Origin of the sequence: Herbiconiux sp. SALV-R1 (genome assembly GCF_013113715.1) — a bacterium.
Classification (GTDB): domain Bacteria; phylum Actinomycetota; class Actinomycetes; order Actinomycetales; family Microbacteriaceae; genus Herbiconiux.
The window spans coordinates 1761116-1785103 of sequence record NZ_CP053344.1; the positions used below are offsets into that span (position 1 = coordinate 1761116).

Annotated in this window: 19 protein-coding genes and 1 other RNA gene; 11 read left to right on the plus strand and 9 right to left on the minus strand. The window is 70.2% G+C overall.

Annotation, left to right across the window (positions count from 1 at the left end; genetic code table 11):
* Window positions 1-61: 61 nt before the first annotated feature.
* The 3 genes from HL652_RS08490 (at window position 62) to sucB (ending at window position 4564) form a co-directional block, all read left to right on the plus strand.
* Window positions 62-1570, plus strand: a complete 1509-nt coding sequence (locus HL652_RS08490) for a leucyl aminopeptidase (protein WP_171704933.1) — start codon at window positions 62-64, stop codon at window positions 1568-1570.
* Window positions 1571-1655: 85 nt separating this feature from the next.
* A complete protein-coding gene (gene lpdA / locus HL652_RS08495) occupies window positions 1656-3029 on the plus strand; it encodes a dihydrolipoyl dehydrogenase (protein ID WP_171704934.1) in 1374 nt (457 codons plus the stop codon).
* A gap of 74 nt (window positions 3030-3103) precedes the next feature.
* Complete coding sequence (gene sucB, locus HL652_RS08500) at window positions 3104-4564, plus strand: 2-oxoglutarate dehydrogenase, E2 component, dihydrolipoamide succinyltransferase (protein ID WP_171704935.1); 1461 nt, start codon at window positions 3104-3106, stop codon at window positions 4562-4564.
* Here sucB and HL652_RS08505 read toward each other — a convergent pair.
* The gene (locus HL652_RS08505) at window positions 4561-5514 is read right to left on the minus strand and encodes a hypothetical protein (protein WP_171704936.1); all 954 of its coding nucleotides are present in this window, start codon (window positions 5512-5514) and stop codon (window positions 4561-4563) included. The genes sucB and HL652_RS08505 overlap by 4 nt on opposite strands.
* Before the next feature lie 133 nt (window positions 5515-5647).
* On the opposite strand from HL652_RS08505, the gene HL652_RS08510 reads away from it, so the two are divergent.
* The 4 genes from HL652_RS08510 (at window position 5648) to HL652_RS08525 (ending at window position 8919) form a co-directional block, all read left to right on the plus strand.
* Entirely contained in the window at window positions 5648-6361 is a 714-nt protein-coding gene (locus tag HL652_RS08510; RefSeq protein WP_171704937.1) for a DUF4191 domain-containing protein, read from the plus strand.
* Between the two features lie 7 nt (window positions 6362-6368).
* Complete coding sequence (locus HL652_RS08515) at window positions 6369-6779, plus strand: RDD family protein (RefSeq protein WP_171704938.1); 411 nt, start codon at window positions 6369-6371, stop codon at window positions 6777-6779.
* Between the two features lie 116 nt (window positions 6780-6895).
* A complete protein-coding gene (gene glnA / locus HL652_RS08520) occupies window positions 6896-8320 on the plus strand; it encodes a type I glutamate--ammonia ligase (RefSeq protein ID WP_171704939.1) in 1425 nt (474 codons plus the stop codon).
* 152 nt (window positions 8321-8472) lie between these two features.
* Entirely contained in the window at window positions 8473-8919 is a 447-nt protein-coding gene (locus HL652_RS08525; protein WP_171704940.1) for a hypothetical protein, read from the plus strand.
* 38 nt (window positions 8920-8957) lie between these two features.
* Here the strand turns inward: HL652_RS08525 and HL652_RS08530 are convergent, their stop codons facing one another.
* The 5 genes from HL652_RS08530 to HL652_RS08550 all read right to left on the minus strand — a co-directional run bounded on the left by HL652_RS08530 (window position 8958) and on the right by HL652_RS08550 (window position 17287).
* Window positions 8958-9353: a hypothetical protein gene (locus tag HL652_RS08530; protein ID WP_171704941.1), complete on the minus strand. Its 396-nt coding sequence runs from the start codon at window positions 9351-9353 to the stop codon at window positions 8958-8960.
* Window positions 9354-9542: 189 nt separating this feature from the next.
* Complete coding sequence (locus HL652_RS08535) at window positions 9543-10607, minus strand: Ig-like domain repeat protein (RefSeq protein ID WP_171704942.1); 1065 nt, start codon at window positions 10605-10607, stop codon at window positions 9543-9545.
* A gap of 325 nt (window positions 10608-10932) precedes the next feature.
* Window positions 10933-13926, minus strand: a complete 2994-nt coding sequence (locus tag HL652_RS08540) for a bifunctional [glutamine synthetase] adenylyltransferase/[glutamine synthetase]-adenylyl-L-tyrosine phosphorylase (RefSeq protein ID WP_171704943.1) — start codon at window positions 13924-13926, stop codon at window positions 10933-10935.
* Window positions 13927-13954: 28 nt separating this feature from the next.
* Window positions 13955-15292, minus strand: coding sequence for a glutamine synthetase family protein (locus HL652_RS08545; protein WP_171704944.1), 1338 nt, complete (start codon window positions 15290-15292; stop codon window positions 13955-13957).
* A gap of 63 nt (window positions 15293-15355) precedes the next feature.
* Window positions 15356-17287, minus strand: a complete 1932-nt coding sequence (locus HL652_RS08550) for an alpha/beta fold hydrolase (protein ID WP_171704945.1) — start codon at window positions 17285-17287, stop codon at window positions 15356-15358.
* A 100-nt stretch (window positions 17288-17387) separates the two neighbouring features.
* On the opposite strand from HL652_RS08550, the gene panB reads away from it, so the two are divergent.
* From panB to rnpB, 4 genes are all read left to right on the plus strand, one after another.
* Window positions 17388-18221 (plus strand): 3-methyl-2-oxobutanoate hydroxymethyltransferase, encoded by an 834-nt coding sequence (gene panB / locus HL652_RS08555; protein ID WP_171704946.1) that lies wholly within the window; start codon window positions 17388-17390, stop codon window positions 18219-18221.
* Window positions 18222-18301: 80 nt separating this feature from the next.
* Window positions 18302-18490, plus strand: coding sequence for an SPOR domain-containing protein (locus tag HL652_RS08560; RefSeq protein ID WP_171704947.1), 189 nt, complete (start codon window positions 18302-18304; stop codon window positions 18488-18490).
* On the plus strand, window positions 18490-19290 hold the full coding sequence (gene ppgK / locus HL652_RS08565) for a polyphosphate--glucose phosphotransferase (protein WP_171704948.1): 801 nt from the start codon (window positions 18490-18492) through the stop codon (window positions 19288-19290). The genes HL652_RS08560 and ppgK overlap by 1 nt, the downstream gene beginning before the upstream one ends.
* A 56-nt stretch (window positions 19291-19346) precedes the next feature.
* An RNA gene (rnpB, locus tag HL652_RS08570) (RNase P RNA component class A) lies at window positions 19347-19724 on the plus strand.
* Window positions 19725-19742: 18 nt separating this feature from the next.
* Here rnpB and HL652_RS08575 read toward each other — a convergent pair.
* The 3 genes from HL652_RS08575 to secA2 form a co-directional block, all read right to left on the minus strand.
* The gene (locus HL652_RS08575; protein WP_171704949.1) at window positions 19743-20480 is read right to left on the minus strand and encodes a zinc ribbon domain-containing protein; all 738 of its coding nucleotides are present in this window, start codon (window positions 20478-20480) and stop codon (window positions 19743-19745) included.
* 58 nt (window positions 20481-20538) lie between these two features.
* Window positions 20539-21357, minus strand: coding sequence for a Nif3-like dinuclear metal center hexameric protein (locus HL652_RS08580; protein WP_171704950.1), 819 nt, complete (start codon window positions 21355-21357; stop codon window positions 20539-20541).
* 119 nt (window positions 21358-21476) lie between these two features.
* On the minus strand, window positions 21477-23861 hold the full coding sequence (secA2, locus tag HL652_RS08585) for an accessory Sec system translocase SecA2 (RefSeq protein WP_171704951.1): 2385 nt from the start codon (window positions 23859-23861) through the stop codon (window positions 21477-21479).
* Between the last annotated feature and the right edge of the window lie 127 nt (window positions 23862-23988).

Consider the following 23988-nt stretch of genomic DNA (forward strand, 5'->3'; position numbering starts at 1 on the left):
AGCATGCCGAGAGCGAACACGCGACGGGAATATCCCGGGCGCCGCTGGATAGCATCGAGGGATGACCTCGTCACCGCTCTCCGTCTCCCCCGCTCGCCGCGACGCCACCGCCGAGGAGGTGCTCGTGCTCGGTGCCTCCCTGGTCGACGGCAGGCCCGTCGTGAGAGGCGACGCGGCAGCCGCGTTCCCCGGGCTCGCAGACGATCTGGCCGCGGTCGGCTTCACCGGCAAGAAGGACGAGCTCGTGCGCCTTCCCGCCCCATCCGGCAGTTCGGCGGCGGGTCTCGCCGTGGTCGGTCTCGGTACGGCGGAAGCCGACACGGATGCGCTGCGGTACGCCGCCGGAGCCGCGGCCCGCCGCCTCTCCGGCTCGTCGGCGCTGCTGCTCGACCTCGCCCCCACCTCGGCCGACGAGCTCGACGCGCTGCTCGAGGGAGCGGGGCTCGGCTCCTACGACTACGCGGAGCAGCGCGGCACGGGGTCGAACTCCAGCGAAGACGAGAAGGGCCCCCGCGCCATCGAGATCGTGGGCGGAGGCCGCGGAGACGACGACGTCGAGCGGGCCCTGCGTCACGCCGGCGCCACGGTCGACGCCGTGAACCTGGTGCGCGACCTGGTCAACGAGCCGGCCCTCGACCTCTATCCGGAGTCGTACGCCGATCGCGTCGCCGAACTCGCCGCGGAGCTGCCGCTCGACGTGCGCATCTGGGGGCTCGACGAGCTCCGCGCCGAGGGCTTCGGCGGCATCGTGGGCGTGGGCCAGGGTTCCAGCCGACCACCTCGCCTGGTGCGGGTCGACTACTCGCCGGCCGGAGCATCCGCTCACCTCGCGCTGGTGGGCAAGGGCATCACCTTCGACACCGGCGGGCTCTCGCTGAAGCCCCCGGTGTCGATGATCGGCATGAAGTACGACATGGCGGGCTCCGCCACCGTGCTCGCCGCCACCGTCGCCGCGGCGCGGCTCGGGCTGCCGGTGCGCATCACGGCCTGGCTCTGCCTCGCCGAGAACATGCCCTCGGGCACGGCCATCCGGCCGGGTGACGTGCTCACCATCCGCGGCGGGCGCACGGTCGAGGTGCTCAACACCGACGCCGAAGGCCGACTCGTGCTGGCCGACGGCATCGTCGCCGCGGGCGAGGAGAACCCCGACGTCATCGTCGACGTCGCGACGCTCACCGGCGCCGCCATCGTCGCGCTCGGCAACCGCTACGTCGCCACGATGGGCGACGACGAGGTGGTCGGGCGGCTCGTCGAGGCGGCCAGGCAGACCGGCGAGACGCTGTGGCCCATGCCGCTCCCCGGGGAGCTGCGCCCGATGCTCGCCTCCGACATCGCCGACATCGCCAACGTGAAGCCGGGCAACACCGCGGGCGGGATGCTCGTGGCCGGCGTCTTCCTGAAGGAGTTCGTCGGCGACCGCGAAGACGGCACCCCCATTCCCTGGGCGCACCTCGACATCGCGGGCGCCGCGCACAACAAGGAGGGTGGCTACGGGTACACCGTAAAGGGACCCACGGGAGCCACCGTGCGTGCCCTGCTCCGATTTGCCGAGTTGTATACCAGCGCGTAGTAGGCTCGGAGGGGCGAAAAAATCTCGCCCTTTCCCTGCGCCGAATCTGAGGGCGCAGAGCATTGATGCACGAGGGAGTTACGTGGTGTCGGAGCAGAATTTTGACATTGTGGTCCTCGGCGGTGGCAGTGGCGGCTACGCAGCCGCACTGCGCGCCAGCCAGCTGGGCTTCACGGTCGCGATGATCGAGAAGGACAAGGTCGGTGGAACGTGTCTGCACCGCGGCTGCATCCCGACCAAGGCGCTCCTGCACTCGGCCGAGGTGGCCGACGTCTCGCGCGAGTCGGCGAAGTACGGCGTGACCACGAGCTTCGAGGGCATCGACATCGCCGCGGTCACCGCCTACCGCGAGGGCATCGTCTCGTCGAAGTACAAGGGCCTCGAGGGCCTGGTGAAGGCGCGCGGCGTCACCACCATCGCCGGTGAGGGCCGACTGACCTCCCCCACCACGGTGCAGGTCGGCGACGACGTCATCCGCGGCAAGAAGATCGTGCTCGCCACCGGTTCGTACTCGCGCACGCTCCCCGGTCTCGAGATCGGCGGGCGCGTCATCACCTCCGAGCAGGCCCTGTCGCTCGACTTCGTGCCGAAGAAGGTCGTCATCCTCGGTGGCGGCGTCATCGGCGTCGAGTTCGCGAGCGTCTGGAAGTCGTTCGGCGCCGACGTCACCATCGTCGAGGCGCTCCCGCACCTCGTGCCCAACGAGGACGAGGCCATCTCGAAGCAGTTCGAGCGCGCCTTCCGCAAGCGCGGCATCGCCTTCAACCTCGGCGTGCGCTTCTCGGGGGTCACCCAGAACGAGAACGGCGTCGTCGTCACCCTCGAAGACGGCAAGACCTTCGACGGCGAGCTGCTGCTCGTGGCCGTCGGTCGCGGCCCCGCCACCCAGGGACTCGGCTTCGAAGAGGTCGGCGTCACCGTCGACCGCGGCTTCGTCATCACCAACGACCGCCTCGAGACCAGCGTGCCCGGCGTCTACGCCGTCGGCGACATCGTCCCCGGCCTGCAGCTGGCCCACCGCGGCTTCCAGCAGGGCATCTTCGTGGCCGAGGAGATCGCGGGGCTGAACCCGCAGATCGTCGAGGACGTGAACATCCCGAAGGTCACCTACTCCGACCCCGAGGTCGCATCGGTCGGCCTCACCGAGGCGAAGGCCGCCGAGAAGTACGGCGCCGACAAGATCTCGTCGTACGACTACAACCTCGCCGGCAACGGCAAGAGCCACATCATCGGCACCACCGGTTCGGTGAAGGTCGTGCGCGTGAACGACGGCCCGGTCATCGGCATCCACATGATCGGCGCGCGCGTCGGCGAGCTCATCGGCGAGGGCCAGCTCATCGTGAACTGGGAGGCGTATCCCGAAGACGTCGCTCCGCTCATCCACGCCCACCCGACCCAGAACGAGGCCCTCGGCGAGGCCCACCTCGCGCTGGCGGGGAAGCCCCTCCACGCCATCTGAGCCGGTTCCCCCGAGCGCAGCACCACCCACGCCAGTAGGCTTGCAACGAACCGTTCCATAAGGAGACAAAGGTCATGAGCGAATCCGTCAACCTTCCCGCACTCGGTGAGAGTGTCACCGAAGGAACGGTCACCCGATGGCTCAAGAACGTCGGCGATCGCGTCGAGGTCGATGAGCCCCTTCTCGAGGTGTCGACCGACAAGGTCGACACCGAGATCCCCTCGCCGGTGGCGGGTGTGATCGAGGAGATCCTCGTGCAGGAAGACGAGACCGTCGAGGTCGGCACCGCTCTGGTGACGATCGGCGACGGCTCGGGCGCCGGTGCTCCGGCCGCCGAGCCGCAGGCCCCGGCTGAGGAGGCGCCCGCCGAGGTCGTCGAGCCGTCGACCGAGGCGCCCGCGCCCGCCGAGGAGACCCCGGCCGAGCAGCCCGCTCCGGTGCAGGAGGCTCCGGCCGCGGCTCCGGAGGCCGCCCCGGCGCCCGCCGCTGAGCCCGCTCCGGCTCCGGCCGCTGCTCCCGCTCCCGCCGCTGCTCCGGCACCGGCTGCCGCTCCGGCTCCGGCTGCCGCACCCGCTGTGGCTCCGGCGCCTGCTGCTGCTCCCGCCGCTCCGGCGCCCGCTTCGTCGGGATCGAACGCCGGCTACGTCACGCCGCTCGTGCGCAAGCTCGCCCACGACCGCGGTGTCGACCTTGCGTCGGTCACCGGCACGGGTGTCGGCGGTCGCATCCGCAAGGAAGACGTCATCGCCGCCGCCGAGGCTCCGGCAGCTGCGGCAGCCCCGGCGGCTGCGGCGAAGCGCGCGCCGCTCGAGGTCTCGCCGCTGCGCGGCACGACCCAGCCGATGTCGCGTCTGCGCAAGGTCGTCGCCGAGCGCGCCGTCGCTTCGATGCAGGCCTCCGCTCAGCTCACCACGGTCGTGGAGGTCGACGTCACCAAGGTCGCTCAGTTGCGCGAGAAGGTGAAGGCGTCGTTCCTCGAGAAGACCGGCACCAAGCTGTCGTTCATGCCGTTCTTCGCGGTCGCTGCGGCCGAGGCGCTGAAGGCGTTCCCCGTCATCAACGCGACCGTCGACGGCGAGAACATCGTCTACCCCGACCACGAGAGCATCAGCATCGCCGTCGACACCGAGCGCGGACTCCTCACCCCCGTGGTGAAGAACGCCGGTGACCTCGACATAGCGGGCTTCGCCGGCCAGATCGCCGATCTCGCCGCCCGCACCCGCGACAACAAGCTGAAGCCCGACGAGCTGGCCGGTGGCACCTTCACGCTCACCAACACCGGCTCGCGCGGCGCGCTGTTCGACACGCCGCTGGTGTTCCTGCCGCAGGTCGCCATCCTCGGCACCGGTGCTGTCGTGAAGAAGCCCGCCGTGGTGACCGTCGACGGCACCGACGCGATCGCCATCCGCTCGACCGTGTTCCTGGCCCTCAGCTACGACCACCGCATCGTCGACGGCGCCGACGCCGCCCGCTTCCTCAGCGCGGTGAAGAACCGCCTCGAAGACGGCGACTTCGAGGGCGACCTCGGCATCTAGCCCGGGTCGTCGCGCCACGCGTCGACAGCTCTGACCACCCAGCCGGTCTCGCTCCTCACCACGAGGAGCGAGACCGGCTTCGTCGTCTCCTCCCCCGGTGCGCCCGCCACGACCGTCCCGCCGACCACCACCGCGCCGCCCAGCTCCTCCACCACCCGCGCCCCCTCGAGCCTCGCGCCCCGCCTCTCCACGTCGCGCGTTGCCGCCTCGACAGGTTCACCCGCACTCGCCGACACCGCAGACGCCGTGCCTGTCGGAGGTGACGATACGTGCGCCGCCGCCAACGCAGACGCGGACGCCGCCGCCGGCGCTGACTCAGACGCAGCCGCTGGCGCAAACGCAGACGCGGACGCATCCGCCCGCGGCGGCCCGGACCCTGCGGCATCACCGCCGGGCATCGCACCACAGACCGCCGCCACGACCACGACGGCCGCCACGACCCCGCCCGCGAGTATCTTCCTTCGTGGCGTCGCCAGCAAGGCCCGCCGACTCCCCCGCAGGCGTCTCCGCACCACGCGCACAAGCTCGACGACCGCCTCCAGCGCCGGGTCTATCGCCTCCGCCACGCTGAGTTCGCGCCTGTCATCGTCGGGCCCCGTCGCCTCCTGCTCCCAGGTCCACCACTCAGGTGGATGCGACCCCGTCACGCGCTCATCCTCCTCAGATTCCCGCCCGGTCACCCGCGCCGCGCGATCAGCCGAACCGCCCGGCCCCGGCCCCGGCTCCAGCTCCAACTCCGGCTCCCGCCAGCCTTCCAGCACCTCGACCTCCCCGGCACCCTCCGCGTGCCGGCCCCGCACCAGCCTCACCTTCAGCACCACCTCCTCCCCCTCCTCCCTCGCTCCAGCGCCGCCCACGCGCCGCGCGAGGAACACGTTGGCCCGCTCGCCCACCGCCAGCAGCTCGATCAGCCGATACCCGGCAACGACCGGCCCGGATTCACTTCGCATGCCCACGATGTTCCGCCGACGCTGCCCCGACATGGTCCCGCACGACGCAACCTGTGCAGAAAGTCGCGCGAGCATCCGTCTGTGCACAATTCCCGTGCGCGGGAGCGCGAGCGGGACGAAGTATCCTGGTGGTATGGCACGCAAGACCGACACCGCACCCAAGAAGCCGAAGGAGCCGGGCCGCATCAAGCAGATGTGGCAGGTCTTCCAGATGACCCGCCGCTACGACTCGAACGCCGTCTGGTTCATGGTGCTCGGCTTCGCGCTCCCCGTGCTGGCGGGCGTGGCTGCCGCGCTCATCTTCGCGGGCGGCAACGTCTTCGGCATGGTCATGTGGATTCTCGCGGGCGTGCTCGCGGGTCTCCTCGCCGCCCTCATCATCCTCGGCCGCCGCGCCGAGCGCGCCGCGTACAAGCAGATCGAAGGGCAGCCGGGTGCCGTCGGCGCCGTGCTGCGCAGCTCGCTGAAGCGCAGCTGGACGGGCAGCGAGATGCCCGTCGCCGTGAACGGCAAGACGCAGGATGCGGTCTACCGCGCCGTCGGCCGCGGTGGAGTCGTGCTCATCAGCGAGGGCCCGCGCAGCCGCACCACGAAGATGCTCGAGGAGGAGCGCCGCAAGGTGCTGCGCATCCTCCCGAACGTGCCGGTCACCTTCCTCTCCGTCGGCCCCGACGCCGACGCCGTGCCGCTGCACCGCGTCGCGGCGCAGATGGCCAAGCTCAAACCGAACCTCACGAAGCCCGAGGTGCTCGCGGTGAGCAACCGCCTGAGCTCGCTGTCGAACTCGCCGCTGCCCATCCCGAAGGGCATCGACCCCATGCGGATGCGCCCCCAGCGCGGTCGCTGAGGCTCGGGTGACCACCTCCTCGGGAAGCGCTGCACCGAGTCAGTGGCCGGGCGAGCGGCTCGGCTTCAACCGCGAAGGCCACGGATCGGTCGCCCGTCCCGGTCGCCGCATCGCGGCTCTGCTCATCGACTTCGCCTTCTGCTACGTCATCTACTTCGCGTTCTTCTTCGAGAGCCCGTGGGCGTCGAGCGTCATCTTCCTCGTCGAGCAGGTCGTGCTCATGGTCACGCTCGGCGGCGGCCTCGGTCACCTGCTTCTCGGCCTGCGTGTCGTGAGACTCGACGGCGGCTACGCCGGCTGGTGGCGGCCCATCCTCCGCACCGTGCTGCTGATGCTCCTCATTCCGGCCCTCATCTGGGATTCCGACCAGCGGGGCCTTCACGACGTCTTCTCCGGAACGGTGCTCGTCAAGAGGTAGCGCCGTAACATCCCCGAAACAATGGCGTCACGGACGGGTAATCGGGTCACGCTACCCTGGGCGTGGCTACTCTTTCGTAGTTTTTCCAGTTCCAAGCCAGTTGGAGACCCCTTCACATGTTCAGTGATTCTTCCGAGGTGCTCAAGTTCATCAAGGACACCGACGTCAAGTTCCTTGACATCCGCTTCACCGACCTTCCCGGCGTGCAGCAGCACTTCAACATCCCCGCGTCCACCGTCGACGAGGAGTTCTTCGCTGTCGGTCAGCTCTTCGACGGCTCGTCGATCCGCGGCTTCGCGTCGATCCACGAGTCCGACATGCAGCTCATCCCCGATGTCTCCACGGCTTACATCGACCCCTTCCGCGCCGAGCGCACCCTCATCCTCGTCTTCGACATCTACAACCCGCGCAACGGCGAGATCTACTCGCGCGACCCGCGCCAGGTGGCCAAGAAGGCCGAGAAGTACCTCGCGTCGACCGGCATCGCCGACACCGCGTTCTTCGCCCCCGAGGCCGAGTTCTACATCTTCGACGACGTGCGCTACGAAGTGAAGCAGAACTCGAGCTTCTACTCCGTCGACTCCTCCGAGGCCGCCTGGAACACGGGCCGCGTCGAAGAAGGTGGCAACCTCGCCAACAAGACCCCCTTCAAGGGCGGTTACTTCCCCGTCTCGCCGGTCGACCAGCACGCCGACCTGCGCGACGACATCTCGCTGAAGCTCATCGACGCCGGGCTCATCCTCGAGCGCGCCCACCACGAGGTCGGCACCGCCGGCCAGGGCGAGATCAACTACCGCTTCGACACCATGGTGCACGCGGCCGACGACATCCTGAAGTTCAAGTACATCGTCAAGAACACCGCGAACCTGTGGGGCAAGACCGCCACCTTCATGCCGAAGCCGCTGTTCGGCGACAACGGCTCGGGCATGCACACCCACCAGTCGCTGTGGAACGACGGCTCGCCGCTGTTCTACGACGAGGCGGGCTACGGCGGCCTCTCCGACCTGGCGCGCTGGTACATCGGCGGTCTGCTGAAGCACGCTCCCGCGGTGCTGGCGTTCACCAACCCGACCGTGAACTCCTACCACCGTCTGGTTCCCGGCTTCGAGGCTCCCGTCAACCTGGTGTACTCGGCCGGTAACCGCTCGGCGTCGATCCGCATCCCGATCACCGGCACGAACCCGAAGGCCAAGCGCATCGAGTTCCGCGCTCCGGATGCGTCGGGCAACCCCTATCTCGCCTTCGCCGCCCAGCTCATGGCCGGCCTCGACGGCATCCAGAACCGCATCGAGCCGCACGAGCCCGTCGACAAGGACCTCTACGAGCTGCCGCCCGAGGAGGCCAAGAACATCCCCCAGGTGCCGGGTTCGCTCGGCGAGGCCCTCGACGCGCTCGAGGCCGACCACGAGTTCCTCACCAAGGGCAACGTGTTCACCCCCGACCTCATCGAGACCTGGATCTCGTACAAGCGGGAGAACGAGATCAAGCCCATCGCCCAGCGCCCGCACCCCTTCGAGTACGAGCTCTACTACGGCGTCTAGTCGCTGACCCCGTCGAATCCGCACGCACCGCCCCCGGGTGGTTCGTGCGGATTCGCCGTTTCCGGGAGCGCCTGCACTCAGACGGCGAGTCGGTCGTCTGCCTCGTACTGGATACGAGGGGACGCGACGTCGGCGTCCGTTAGCCTCGCGTCATGAGCGATGTTTCGAGACGGTCGGTCCTCCGGGTCGGTGCGTGGGGTGTACCTGTCCTCGCGGTGGCGGTGGCTGCGCCGGCCGCAGCGGCCAGCATCCAGACTGTTCCCCTGGTCACGACACAACAGCTCTACCCGGCCATCCGCACCATCGAGGCGGCCGTGATCGTCACCAACCCCACGTCGGAGACGCTGACCATCACCGTGACGGTGGCCTACTCGCCGACGACGGTCGGGGCCGCCTACCGCAACGGGTGGTCGAGCCCTGCGCGTGACGTCTACATGATCACCCTCGCGGCCGGGGCATCGTCGACACCGGATGGCCTGTACGTGAACGCCTCCGCCTGGCAGACCGGCGCCCCGTCTCCGACCGAGGTCGTGCTCACCGTCTTCGCGAACGCCCCCGGGCTGTCGCAGGGTTCGCAGACGCTGACCGCCCAGCTGTAGCCCGGGCGGATCGTGCGGACGCGTCGCCGGCCGACGGGTCAGGCGGGCGGCAGGTTCAACGGCCCCCCGATGATGACCTCTCCGGAGGGCTGCAGCGCGACGACACGCACCGCGAGGTACGACGAGACGACCTGAGGCGAGAGGAAGAAGAAGGAGATGCCGTTCACGTCGAGAGTGCCGCGGGAGTGCACGTCCCAGGTCGCGCTGTCGAGCTCGAGCACCTCGACCTCGTAGGGCCAGTCCGCTCGTGCGGCACCCGCACCCTCGACGAGAACGCGATAGACGTACTCGCCGTTGTTCGGCCCGATGTACAGCAGGTTCAGCGTGATCGGCGTCGTCGACGCGGCCGCGGCCGGCGCTGCGACGGCCACCGCCACCACGGGCACCGCCCAGGCCCCGCCGCGCATCAGGTCTCGGCGTGTGATGTCCCCCATACCGTCGACCGTAGCCCATCCGCGCCCGCAGCAGAGGCCCCCATCCACGTGCACCCCGTTCTGGGGGTAGCCGGGGTAACCATCCCGAAACACGGAGTCCCTACACTGAGGGTGTTCGGTTCGTCGGGTAACGAACCATTCCGGGCCGCATCCTTTGGGGAGGATGCGGCCCCTTGGTTGTCGAGACGTTCAGCGGGAGGCGCGGCGTCGGGCCCGCGACTGCACGACCGCGAGGGCCGACGTGGAGGCGACCAGCATCAGACCGGCGAAGATCGCGATGAAGACGAGCCAGAACGACGGGCCGACGGATGCCTCCTCGCTCACGCTCGTCGACGAGATCGTCACCGGGTCGTCGCCGCTCCCGGCCGCCGCTCCCCCGTCGGGCGCAACGGCGGCAGGATCTCCGGCAGGCGCCGGGGCGACGGGCTGCTGCGGCTGGGCCGGGGCTGCGGGTGCCGGAGCAGCGGCGGCAGCGGGCGCCACCGGCACCACCACGGTCGGGCTCGACGAGGCGTCGTACACGGCGTCACCGGTGTAGGTCACGACGAGCGACCGGTCTCCCGCTCCGCCGAGCGTGATGTCGGCGAGGGCGTAGCCGCGCGGGTCTCCCGGCAGCGCGAACACGGGCGAGGTCGAGACCAGCGCACCGTCGTAGTAGAACTCGACGGCGCCCGAGACGGCAGCCGGTCTCAGCGAGGCGGTGCCGGCCACCGGATGCTCGACGGTGGCGGTCACCGAGATGGCACGACCGCTCACCAGGTCGGAGCCCCTCGTGTACTCGACGGTCGCCGAGGTCGCCACCGTCTCGACGGCGATCTCGGTGGTGCTCACCGACGGCGCGAGCGGGCTGCCCCCGGCCGGGAGGAACTTCGCCCCCACGACGAGCGCGCCAGGACTCGGCAGGGCGAGCTCCCCGCCGGCCGTCTCGGCGAGGCCGGTGAAGGTGAACTGCGCGGTGCCGTCGGTGAGCGGCACGGGCGCCCCCTGCTCGACACCGTCGTGGGCGATGAACTGCACGCTCCCCGCAGCCAGCGCGCCGGCGCCGTCGGTCACCCGGGCGACGACCCGCGCCGAGTCGCCGTAAGCGAGCTCGTCGGGCGCTTCGAGCGACACCACGGCCGGCACCCGGTCGTCGGGGGCGGAGGTGGGGGTGGGCGAGCCTGTGGGGCTGGTGGAGGCGCCGGGAAACGACGGCGCGGGCGTGGGTTCGGAGGCGAGCTGCGAGAGGGAACTCGAAGCCGCGCGAGCACTCACGATGGAAGCGGGCGCAGGGGCAGAGGCTGCAGCGGCGGGTGCGGAGGCCGCCGCAGCGGGCGCCACAGCACCACCGACCGCCAGCGCCCCGACGGAGGCCGCGGCGAGAACGTGCAGAAGCGCGCGACCACGCCTCAGCCTCGTCATGCAACCCTCGATCCGCGCCGACGGATGCGCCCCATCCGTCACTGAAAATGGTACCCCGGCGGCCTCCCGCGGCACCGGCGGCGCGCATCACAGCTGCGTAACGAGCGGCATCCTCCCAGCGAGCACCGCCCGCCCAAGGAGCGCGGCCCGGCCCCCGAGCACGGCCGCCCCGGCGACCTCAGCCGCCGTAGAACAGCCGCTCGAACACCGCCCGCGATCGGCGCGTGACCCCCAGGTAGTCCTCCTCGAGCTGCGTCGCCGAACCCGGCGGGTACTCGAGCAGCCGGGCGACCCCTTCGAGCTGCCGGCGGTCGGTGGGCAGCACGTCGGAGGTCTTGTTGGTCCACAGCGTCATGGCCGACCGGGCCCGGCTGGCGAAGATCCAGGCGTCGTGAAGCCGGCGGGCGTCGTCGTGCCCGATGAGACCGGCGTCCTCCTCCGCCTTCAGGGCCTCGAGCGTCGAGGTGGTGCGGATGGCCGGCACCCGCGCCGCGTGCTCGAGCTGCAGCAGCTGCACCAGCCACTCGACGTCGCTCAGCGACCCCCGCCCGAGCTTGAGGTGCCGGGCCGGGTCGGCGCCCTGCGGCAGCCGTTCCTTCTCCACCCGCGCCTTGATGCGCTTGACCTCGCGCACCTCGGTCTCGGAGATGTTCGCGGGGTACCTGACCGTGTCGGCGAGGGCGTGGAAGTCGTCGATGAGCGCTTGGTCGCCCGCGACCCCGTTGGCCCGCAGCAGCGCCTGGGCCTCCCAGGTCAGCGACCAGCGCTCGTAGTAGGCGGCGTACGACTCCAGCGACCGCACCGCGGGCCCGTTCTTGCCCTCGGGCCGCAGGTCGATGTCGAGCACGAGCGGCAGCCGGCTGTCGTCGGTGAGCCGGTTCAGCTCGTTCACGATGAACTGGGCGACCGACTGCGCCGTCGGCTTGTCGACCCGCACCGGCCGGTAGACGTAGAGCACGTCGGCGTCGGAGCCGAAGCCGAGCTCACCCCCGCCGTTGCGGCCCATGCCGATGATGGCGAACTCGATGCCGTCGCCCGAGGCCGGCGCCGCCGACTGCCTGATCACGCTCAGCGTGCCCCTGAGGTGCGCGGTCGTGATGGCCGTGAGCGCCGCACCGAGCTCTTCGACGGTGACCATGCCGAGGATCGACGAGATCGCCATGCGCAGCACCTCGCGCCGGCGCGCGAAGCGCAACGCCATCGCCGCGGTGTCGGGCGACTCGTGCCGAGCCGCGATCGCGGCGACCTCCTCGAGCAGCAGCTCGAGCGGGCGCGGCCGCAGCTCCTCGTCGTTCTCGAGCCAGGCGGCGGCCTCGGGGATGCGCTCCAGCAGCTCGCCCACGAACCGCGAGCCCGAGAGCAGCTGCGTCAAGCGCGCCGCGGCGCCCGAGGAGTCGCGCAGCATGCGCAGGAACCAGTACGTCTCGCCGAGGGTGTCGGAGAGCCGCCGGAAGGCGAGCAGGCCGTAGTCGGGGTCGGCGCCGTTGGCGAACCACTGCAGCATGACGGGCAGCAGGGTGCGCTGGATCGACGCTCGCCGAGACACCCCCGCCGTCATCGCGGCGATGTGGGCGAGCGCCCCGCCCGGGTTCTCGAAGCCGATGGCGGCGAGCCGGGCCTCGGCCTGCTCGCTGGTGAGCGCCTGCTCGTCGGGCGACAGCGCCGCGACTGCCGCGAGCAGCGGCCGGTAGAACAGCCGCTCGTGAAGGCTCCGCACGCGCACCTTCACGTCGCTCCAGCGGGCGACGAGCTCGCTCGCGCTCGAGGCGAGGCCGCTCCCCCTGGCCAGCACGCGCTGCTCGGCCTCATCGCGGGGCATGAGGTGGGTGCGTCGCAGGTGCCGCAGCTGCAGGCGGTGCTCGAGCAGCCTCAGGATGCGGTAGTCCTGCGCGAACTCCACCGACTCCACCCGCCCGATGTAGCCGAACTCGGCGAGGGCCGCGAGGGCTTCGAGCGTCGAGCGCTGGCGCACCCGCTCGTCGGTCTGCCCGTGCACGAGCTGCAAGAGCTGCACGGTGAACTCGATGTCACGCAGCCCGCCCGGCCCGAGCTTCAGCTGGTACTCCACGTCTGACGACTTGATGTGCTCGGTGACCCGCTCGCGCATCCGCTGCACCGACTCGACGAAGTTCTCACGCGACGCGCTCGACCACACCTTCGGGGCGACGACACTTGTGTACGCGTCGCCGAGCTCGAGGTCGCCGGCCAGCGGGCGCGCCTTGAGCAGCGCCTGGAACTCCCAGTTCTTCGCCCAGCGGTCGTAGTAGGCGGCGTGCGACTCGAGCGAGCGCACGAGCGCTCCCGCCTTGCCCTCGGGGCGCAGGTTCGGGTCGACCTCCCACAGCGAGGGCTCGAGCCCGGTCTCGCCGATGCCCCGCATCGTGACCATCGCCAGGCGCGTACCGATCTCGACGGCGGTGCTCGTGGTGAGACCGGCCGCCTCGTCGCCCTCCGCCACGAAGATGACGTCGACGTCGCTGACGTAGTTGAGCTCCCCCGCGCCGGCCTTGCCCATGCCGATGATGGCGAAGCGCGTCGCGCGCACCTGCTCGGCCGGGAAGAACCAGAGGCCGTGCCCCTTGGTCGACACCTCCGTGCGTGCCACCGCCAGCGACGCCTCGAGGGCGCCCGCCGCGAGATCGGCGAGGCTGCGTGCCACGCTGTCGAGCCCCGCCACGGGGTTGGGCTGCTCGAGGTCGAAGGCGGTGACGCGCGCGAGCAGCACGCGATACCGGATGCGCAGGGCGGTCCAGGCGTTCTCACCCACCACACCGGAGAAACCGTCGTGCGCCTCCACGGAGGCGAGCAGCTCGCGCTTGGCCTCCTCGGCATCGGGCAGCTCGAGCCGTGCGTCGCCGAGCGAGGCGAGCTGGGCCGGGTGCCGACAGAAGAAGTCGATGAGCCCCTCGGAGGCGCCGAAGACACGCACCGTGCGCCTGCGCAGCACCTCCTCACCGAGCGCGGCGTGCGTGAGGTCGGCAGCGCGCTGCTCGAGCCGGAGCACACCCTCGAGCGCCAGATCGGGGTCGGGCGCGTCGCGGAACGCGGCGATCAGCTCACCCGACGCCACGCCGGAACGCTCACCGAGCGCGGCCAGCTCCTCGCCCGCCCAGCTCAGCCGGGAGAAGCCGGCCCGGGCCAGGTCGGTGAGGGTGGTGTTGGAACGCGGCATGACGGTGGGCGCCCCCGGGCGCCGTGACTCAGAGGATCTCGAGGTTGGACTTCAGCTCGTACGGCGTCACCTGAGCGCGGTAGGCCTTCCATTCCTGACGCTTGTTGAGCAGCACGTAGTTGAAGACCTGCTCGCCGAGGGTCTCGGCGACGAGCTCCGACTCCTCCATCAGGCTGATCGCCCGGTCGAGCGAGGCCGGGAGGGCGTCGTACCCGAGGGCACGGCGCTCGGCGTCGGTGAGGCTCCACACGTTGTCTTCGGCCTCGGGCGGCAGCTCGTAGTTGCCCTCGATGCCGCGGAGGCCCGCGGCCAGCAGCAGCGAGTAGGCGAGGTAGGGGTTCGCCGCAGAATCGATGGCGCGGTACTCGATGCGCGACGACTGGCCCTTGTTCGGCTTGTAGAGCGGAACACGCACCAGGGCCGAGCGGTTGTTGTGGCCCCAGCAGACGAAGCTCGGGGCCTCGTCGCCGCCCCAGAGCCGCTTGTAGGAGTTGACGAACTGGTTCGTCACCGCGGTGATCTCGGGCGCGTGACGCAAGAGGCCGGCGATGAAGTTGCGGCCGATCTTCGACAGCTGGTACTCGGCGCCCTGCTCGTAGAAGGCGTTCGCGTCGCCCTCGAACAGCGAGAGGTGGGTGTGCATGCCCGAACCCGGGTGACCCGACAGCGGCTTCGGCATGAAGGTGGCGTAGACGCCCTGCTCGATCGCCACCTCCTTGATGACCGTGCGGAACGTCATGATGTTGTCGGCGGTGGTGAGCGCGTCGGCGTACCGCAGGTCGATCTCGTTCTGGCCGGGGCCCGCCTCGTGGTGGCTGAACTCCACCGAGATGCCGAGGTCTTCGAGCATCCGCACCGAACGGCGACGGAAGTCGTGGGCGGTGCCGCCCGGCACGTTGTCGAAGTAGCCCGCCGAGTCGACCGGCTCGGGCCCCTCGGGGCCGTACTGCGACGACTTGAGCAGGTAGAACTCGATCTCGGGGTGGGTGTAGAAGGTGAAGCCGCGGTCGGCGGCCTTCGCCAGCGTGCGCTTCAGCACGTTGCGCGGGTCAGCCACGGCGGGCTGCCCGTCGGGCGTGGTGATGTCGCAGAACATGCGGGCGGTGGGGTCGATCTCGCCCCGCCAGGGAAGGATCTGGAACGTGGTGGGGTCGGGATGCGCCAGCACGTCGGCCTCGAACGAGCGGGTGAGGCCCTCGATGGCGGAGCCGTCGAAGCCGAGGCCCTCGGAGAACGCCCCCTCCACCTCGGCCGGCGCGATCGCAACGGATTTCAGGGTTCCCACGACGTCGGTGAACCACAGTCGCACGAACTTGATGCCGCGCTCTTCGATCGTACGAAGAACGAAGTCCCGTTGCTTATCCATCGTCGGAACTGACCCTCTCTCCGGCACCGGTTCATGCCCATCTCTAGGCTAGTGGCTCCGTCGCTAGCTCGGCAGCACCACGATCCAGACGAACCAGACGATGGTGGCGAGCCACACGAGGGTGGCGCTCGCCGCCAGTGCCGCCGAGCCGCGGCCGCCGAGCCGCCAGACCGGGATGAGCCCGAAGAAGCCCACGCCGAGCAGTGCCAGCCCGAGCCACGGCGTGAGCGTGGGCACGCCCACGAGCGTGAAGCCCGGGAAGGCGGCTTGGCCGGCGGTGACGGTGAGCCAGAGTGTGCCGAGGAAGGCCAGTCCCGTCACGGGGGCGATGCCGCTCGCGAGCATGAGCCCGAACGGCTCGCGCCGAATGGCCTGCACCAGCACCCCGATCACCCAGCCCACGAACCACAGCGCCGCGAAGGCCGCGAAGATGAGCGGGATGGTGAGCTCGAACCAGTTGCGCTGCTCGACCGCGGTGACCACCGAGGAGAACCTCGAGGTCGGATGCACGGCGTCGGCCGGCAGCACCGGGAACGCCTCCGCGGCGTCGGCGCAGCTGTCGGTGCTGACGGGCGACCCCGGCGAGGCGAGCCAGCCGGCGAGCACGTCGAGCGCGCACGCGTCGGAGGCGGCGCCGGCGCGGCCGTTGGCCTGCACAACGACCATCTGATTGTTCGCGAACACCGCGCGGCCCGCCTCGGCACCCGGGCCGGCGTACAGCGGGTCGGAGTCGCTGCGGAAGATGAGCGTCGGCTGCGACACCGGCGTGGGGGCGCGGAGCTCACCCGACGACGGCGGCAGGCCGATCGCGCCGCAGAGCTGGTCGGCCGCCGTGAAGTAGCTCAGCACGGGCAGCGGCACCGGGTCGGTGCTCTCGGAGCCCTCCTCGGGTGCGACGGTGGGGTCGGCGCTCCAATAGGGCTGCTCGTCACGGCAGGCGTTCAACCAGAACAGGCTGAGGTCACCCGAGGTGAGCTGGTCGAGGGCTGCGGGGATGAACGGGTTGATCGCATCCTTCTCCCCGTCGGCGAGCCGGCTGAGGAGGTAGGGCACCGCGGAGGCGGTCGCCGGATCGTAGAGCGCCTGCTGCACGATGGTGACCACGTCGGAGCCGGTGAGGGAGTAGTAGCGCTGCTTGCCGGTGATCGGGTTCACCAGTAGCCCGTGGGCGGGGTCGTCGCTGAACACCTCGGCGGCGGCCGTGAGGTCGCCGTTCAGGTCGGGGTACTCCCCGTTCGAGCGGGCCGAGATGGCGTTCAGCGTGTCGGCGAGGGCGAAGTAGGCGTCGCCCTTCACGTCGCGGTCGAGCGGCGAGAAGCCGTCGAGCACGATGGCGTCGACGCCGGCGTTGTCGCGCTGCGCGGTGAGCTGCATGATCTTGGTCGACCAGGAGTCGCCGTACAAGGTCCAGGTGGGGTAGCCGAGCGAGGCGCGGAGGTCGACGAGGTCGGCCGAGTAGTCACCGCGGGTGTAGGCCGAGGTGTCCCCTCCGGCCTCCGCGAAAGCGGTCAGGCACGCCTGCATCGCCAGCCCGACCTCCGCCATCTCGCTCGAGGGCGGGTCGTCGGTGGTGAAGGTGTCGATGTAGGCCGAGGTCGCCGCCGGGCACGAGAACGGCGCGCTCGACTCCGAGCTGCCGCGCTGCGCAAGCACCACGATGTCGCGGCTGCCGCCGATGCGCGGGTCGGCGGCGAGGGCCTCGGCGGTGGACGTGGTGGTCTCGCCCGGGCCGCCCGCGAGGGTGACGATCGGGGTGCCCGTGGCCGGCTGCGTCTCGGCCGGAATCACGACGTACGGCAGGTCGAGGAAGCGCGACTCGGGGTTCGAGCGCCCCTCCGAGACGGTCAGGGTGCCGCACACCGCGCGGTCGGGCAGGCCCGGCTCGCACTCGCGCTCGGCGACGCCCGCGGCGTTCGCCGCGGCGCTCTGGCCGGCCATGAGAAGGGCCGCGATCACGACACCCCACGTGATCTGGGCGATGGTTCGACGGCCCACGTCTCCCTCTCGGCTTCGGGTCAGGATTTCACGCATTCGGGTTACGTGCCCCCCAACCTAACGCATCCCCCGCCTCGGACGGCGGAACTAGGATGGGGACATGCCAGAGCAGACACCGCCGTCGACCGACTCCGCGCCGAAGCGGGTGCGCACCCGGCATTTCCAGAACGCGAAAGACAACGGCATCCGCATCACCGGCCTCACCAGCTACGACATGCTCTCGGCCCAGATCTTCGACGAGGCGGGCATCGACTTCCTGCTGGTCGGCGACTCCGCGGGCAACAACGTGCTGGGCTACGACACCACCGTCCCGGTCACCGTCGACGAGCTCATCCCGCTCGCCCGCGGCGTGGCCGGAGCGGTCAAGCGCGCCTTCGTGGTCGCCGACATGCCGTTCGGCTCCTACGAGAACAGCGCCGAGGAGGCCCTGCACACCGCGGTGCGCTTCATGAAGGAGTCGCGGGCGCACGCGGTCAAGCTCGAGGGCGGCGTGCGCAGCGCCGACAAGATCAAGCGCATCGTCGACGCCGGCATCCCCGTGATGGCCCACGTGGGCTTCACGCCGCAGAGCGAGCACGGGCTCGGTGGCCACATCATCCAGGGCAAGGGCGACGCGGGCGAAGAGGCACTGCTCGCCGACGCGCTCGCCGTCGAAGAGGCGGGAGCGTTCTCGGTGGTGCTCGAGATGGTGCCCGCCCAGGCGGCGGCGCGGGTCACGAAGGCGCTGCGCATCCCCACCATCGGTGTGGGCGCCGGCCCGCACGTCGACGGCCAGCTCCTCGTCTGGACCGACTTCGCCGGGTTCTCCACCGGGCGCATCCCGAAGTTCGTCAAGCAGTACGCCGATCTGCGCGGCGTGCTCACCGACGCCGTCACCCGGTTCCGCGCCGACGTCGAGTCGGAGAGCTACCCGGGTCAGGAACACAGCTACTGAGACGGATGCGCGGCCTCGCCCGCGCATCCGTCACCATCCGCCATGATGGATGACGACCACCCAGCGACAACGGAGGAACCATGAGCGAAGACCCCTCGACCCAGTACTGGTACAACATGAAGACCGGAGAGGTCGAGAAGGGCTACCAGTCGTCGGTCGTCGACCGCGTCGGCCCCTTCGCCACCCACGAGGAGGCCGAGCACGCCCTCGAGAAGCTGCGCGCGAACAGCGCGAAGTGGGCCGAGGACGACGCGGCCGACAACCGCTGATGTCTGAGGGCACCCCCGCCCCGACGCCGGCGTCGGGCACGACCGTCGCGGTCGGCATCGACATCGGCGGCACGGGCATCAAGGGCGCGATCGTCGACGTCTCCACCGGCGAGCTGCTCACCGATCGCAAGAAGCTCAACACCCCCGACGGCGGCAAGCCCGACGACATCGCCCAGACCGTGAAGGAGCTCGTCGGGTCGCTCGGCGAGATCCCCGCCGAGGCGAGCGTGGGCATCTGCTTCCCGGCCGTGGTGCGGCACGGGGTGACCATGTCGGCGGCGAACGTGTCGAAGAAGTGGATCGGCTTCGAGGCCGAGAAGCTGTTCGAGAAGACGCTCGGCCGCGACATCGCCTTCGTCAACGACGCGGATGCTGCGGGCTTCGGCGAGGCCACATACGGGGAGGCCAAGGGCAAGGGCGGGCTCATCATCGTCACCACCCTCGGCACCGGCATCGGCTCGGCGCTCATCTACGACGGCGTGCTCATCCCGAACGCGGAGCTCGGCCACCTCGAGATCGGCGGGGTCGACTACGAGACCAAGGCCGCCTACTCCGCCAAGGAGCGGGAAGACCTGAGCTGGAAGAAGTGGGCCGAGCGGCTGCAGGTGTATTACGAGACGCTCGAGAAGCTGTTCTCCCCCGACCTGTTCATCGTGGGCGGGGGCGTGTCAAAGAACCACGAGCACTTCCTGCCGCTGCTCGACCTGGAGACCCCCATCGTGCCGGCGACGCTGCGCAACAATGCGGGCATCCTCGGGGCGGCGCTGCTGTCGACGAAGCGAACGTCTCTGGTGGGGTAGCGCACGTCCCTCGTGGAGTAGCGCACGTCTCTCGTGAAGTAGGCTGTCGGTCGTGAATGGGCCGGCAGACGGTCGCGTCACCCGCTACCGGCTTCGTGCCGGGTGGCGGGTGCCGAGGAACGTCCGGGCTCCACAGAGCAGGGCGGTGGGTAACACCCACCCGGGGTGACCCGCGAGACAGTGCCACAGAGAACAGACCGCCACGGGCTCCGGCCCGCGGTAAGGGTGAAACGGTGGTGTAAGAGACCACCAGAGGCCGCGGTGACGCGGTCGGCTCGGTAAACCTCGCCCGGAGCAAGGTCAGACAGGATGCGCCAAGGCTGCTCGCTCAGCATCCGGGTAGACCGCTCGAGGGCTGCGGTGACGCAGCTCCTAGATAGATGGCCGTCAGGGATCCGTCCCTACAGAACCCGGCGTATCGCCGGCCCATTCACCTTGTCGGCGGCTCGGCGCTACAGCCCCGACTCATCCGTTCGCACGAGGATGCAGCTCGACTCGGGGTCGATGATGACGTCGTCGGGGGCTGCGGCCCTGATCTGCGCGAGATCGGTGGCCGTGAACGCCACGTTGCTTCCCAGCGACACGCCGCGGTGCAGCATCGCCGCGCCGATGCCGTAGCGCTCGCGCTGCTTCTCGTAGAGGGCGAGCAGCTCAGGGCTCTGGATGCCCGAGGCCACCGTCTCCCGATCGCGGCGCGCCGCGGTGAGCTGCGCCTCGAGCCGCGCCTTCTGCTCGTCACGGGTGCCGGCGAGCAGGCGCTCCTCGACACCGATGTCGTCGCGACGGGCGGCGATCGCGCTGAGGCGCTGCTCGATCTCCTCCACCCGCTCCATCAGCTCCAGCTCGGTGTCCTCCAGCGCCGAGCGGCGCGCGGCGAGCGAGGTGAGCTCGTGCTCGAGGCCCTGGATGTCCTTCGACGACGAGCTCGCCTGCAGGCGCTCGCGGTCGCGCTTCTCGCGGGCCTCGACCGTGGCGATGTCGGCTTCGACGCGTGCGATCTCGCTCCGCGCATCCTCCAGCTCGCCGTTCACCCCGCCGTACTCCTGGCGGGCGGCGGCGGAGTCGCGCTGGAGCTCTGCCAGGCGCGCCTCCTGCGGGAGGGTGCGGAGCGAGTGCTGCAGCTGCGCGATGAGGTTGTCGGCCGCCTGCAGGTCGAGGAGCTTCAGCTGTTCGGATGCGGGAGCCTTCATGCGACGTCCTTCAGGTCGGGGGCGGTGGGGGTGACGGCTGCGGTGCTCGAGCTGCTGCTCATTGCGTGACCACGAAGTCCCACGGGTCGGTGTTGAGGTCGCTCACCGTCACCTCGAGCTCGGGCAGGGCATCCCGCAGCCGGCGGGCGGCGACGTCGAGCCAGAGCCATTCGCTGGCCCAGTGCGAGATGTCGATGAGGGCGGGGCCGCCGCCGGCGAAGCTCTGCTCGCGCGACTCCGAGGCGGGGTGGTGGCGGAGGTCGGAGGTGATGTAGAGGTCGGATGCGCGCACGGCCGGGTCGCCGAGCAGCGAGTCGCCCGCTCCCCCGCAGAGCGACACGGTCTCGACCCGCTGGTCGTAGTCGCCGGCGACCCGCACGCCGCCCGCGGTGGCGGGGAGCAGTTCGCCGAGGGCGAGGGCGATCCTGCCGAGCGGCGTGGGCTCGGGGAGCCGGCCGACGCGGCCGAGGCCGGTTCCGGGGCGCTCACCCGCGACGATGGGCCGCTGCTCGACGAGGCCGAGCGCGCGGGCGATCACGGCGGAGGTTCCGTCGTCGACGATGTCGGCGTTCGTGTGCGCGGCGATGAGAGCGCAACGCGAGCGGATGAGCTTCGCCAGCAGAGCGCCCTTGTACCCGGTCTCGGCGACGGTCGTGACCCCGCGGAGCAGCAGCGGGTGATGCACGAGCAGCACGTCGATGCCGTTCCCCACGGCCTGATCGACCGTCGCCGCCACCGCATCGACCGCGAGCAGCACGCGGCTCACCTCGTCGTCGGGTGCTCCGCTCACGAGCCCCGGCGCATCCCACCCCTCAGCGAACGCCGTCGGCCACAGCGACTCCACGACCGCGTTGAACTCCGAGACCGTTGTCGACACCCCTCAACCCTACCGACCCCACCCCACCCCGCGCGCCCTCATGGCCGGCAAGGGAACCATGCCCGCTCAGGGGTGTTGCCGCACAGCGGACGACGCCTGCGTAGTCGTCAGCGAAATCGTCAGCGAAGGAGCCGACGCAGGGGGGCCGAAGCACGACGCCACAGGCGCTTCTCCGGCGACCCGAACGGGTCTTCGGTGACCATGTAGGTCCACGTGCTGCCGGGGCGAAGGAAGCCGGACACATCGTCGTTCAGACGATCGGCTCCGGCCGCCGCGACGAGATCGGTCTCGAGCGCCGCTGCGACCGACGGCACGAATGCCTCGAACTCCCGCTGGGCAATGATGGTGTACTGCGCCAGCGGGTCATCGCGGGCCAGCGACCTGAGATGGATACCCTCCCGCGCCTCGGCGAGCACGGCAGCGTGCCCGCACCACGTCTCGTCGAGGTGGAACAGGGCCGCGCAGGTGGCGAAGCGCTCAGTTGACCCGCGACCGAAACGCGCGTCGAGGTCACCAAGCGCCTCGAGCGCCACCTCGGTGAGCAACGTTCGCGCTCCGCTGTCTTCCGCGCGACGACCTCGCAAGCCGGCATCGACGACGGCATCGCGCATCCGGAGCACAGCGGAACGTTGACGTGAAGGAATCTCGGCGTAGCGCACGGTGGAAGCCCGCAGCTGTTCGAGCGAGGCCTCGCCGACCCGTTGGGCATGATCGATGAGGCGACCCGCGCGACTATGCTCGCCCGGGGCGAGGGAGCCCGTCGGGGCGGCGTCCCGACGCGGGCGCTCGGCATGCTCCTCCGAAAGCAGGTCTAGATTCCTCGTCACGACGTCGTCGTCGAGGCTAACGAAGAAGATCGATGACCCGGGGTCGCCCTGACGCCCCGCTCTTCCACGGAGCTGCTGGTCGAGACGGCGCGTGTGGTAGCGCTCGGTTCCGATCACACTGAGCCCGCCGAGAGCGACGATGCGTTCCCGGTCGCGCTCGTCGGCGCCACCCAGGCGGATGTCTGTTCCGCGCCCTGCCATCTGCGTGGAGATCGTGACCCGCCCGAACTCGCCGGCCCTGGCGATGACCGACGCCTCGTCGGCGTCGTTCTTCGCATTGAGCACCACCGCATCCACACCCTGCTCGTACAGGGACTCCTGGAGGCGCTCCGATGCGGCGACACTCGTCGTGCCGATGAGCACGGGGCGACCGGTGGCGTGCTCGTCCCGCACATGGGCGAGCAGAGCCTCGTCGCGGTCGGCGGCATTACGGAAGACCCGGTCAGGATGGTCGACCCGCCTGGAGGGCAGGCGCGACGCGACCGTCCCGGTGGTGAAGCCGTATCCCTCCGACAGGAGTGGCGCCACCTCCGCGGCCGTGCCGCTCATACCGCAGACCGTACGGTGGAGAGTCATCAGATCGCGGATGGTGAGGGAGTCGAGCACCTCACTCGTCGCGCTCACGGCGATACCCTCCTTCACCTCGATCGCCTCCTGGAGTCCGTCGGGCCAGCGCTGCGCCGATGCGACTCGGCCGCGGTCGGGACTGACCAGCTCGACCCGGTCGTCACGCACCAGGTAATCGACATCCCGGTGCATGAGAGCGCGCGCGTGGAGGGCGAGGTTCACCGTCGTGAGGTGGTCGTGTGTGCGTGCATCGAAGAGGTTCGCGATGCCCATCCGGTGCTCGATCGCCGCGATACCGGCCTCGGTGAGCGAGACATTGCGGCGATCCGTGTCGATCTCGAAGTGCACGTCTTCGTGAAGGCCGGCGACGGCGATCGCCGCGAGCTCTCTGGAGGCGGCATCGTAGCCGCGGCCCGGCGCTCGCGACGCCGTCGCAAGGACGAGGGGTGTGGTCGCCTCGTCGATCAGCACCGCGTCGACCTCGTCGACGATGGCCACATCGGGTCGCACCAGAGGCCCGCGTGTCGGATCGGCCCTGAAGCGGTCGCGCAGTGCGTCGAAGCCGAGTTCAGAGGCCGACACGTGGAGGACGTCGCTGTCGTGAGCACGCCGCCGGGCATGCGTGCCACTCTCCGCCGACACCCACCCCGTCGAGACGCCGAAGGCCGCGTACAACGGAGCCATCCACTCGGAGTCGCGCCTGGCGAGGTAGTCATTGACAGACACCATATGGACCCGCCTCCCGTGCAAGGCGTACGCGTTGGCGGCGATGGCCCCCGCCAACGTCTTGCCTTCGCCCGTGGCGAGGTGCACCCCGTGCCCGGCTGCGAGCGCCATCGCAGTGACGAGCTGACCGGCGAACGGTCGTAGTCCGAGGGTCTCCTCCGCTGAGGCGCTCACCACGTGGCAGAACGCGATCCACTCGGCGTCGCTCCACGCTCGTCGACCGGATGCTCGAAGATCTGCCATCACCGACGCCTGAGCTGCAGCCGAACGGTCGGTAGCGCTGCCGGCGCCCGCGGCCGCGGCGATCCGCTCGAAGCGGTGAAAGCTCGCCACCCCACCCATGCCGAGGAATGCGCGCACTCGCGGGCTCGCAGACGTTCTCATTCGGCCTCCCTGATCGGGTCGTGGTGTCACCACGGCACATGACGAATCATCATCTTAGGTCGTCGCCACCCCACACGGCCTCCGCGATGGCCTGCGACGCAACCGACAACCGCTAGGATCGTTGTGC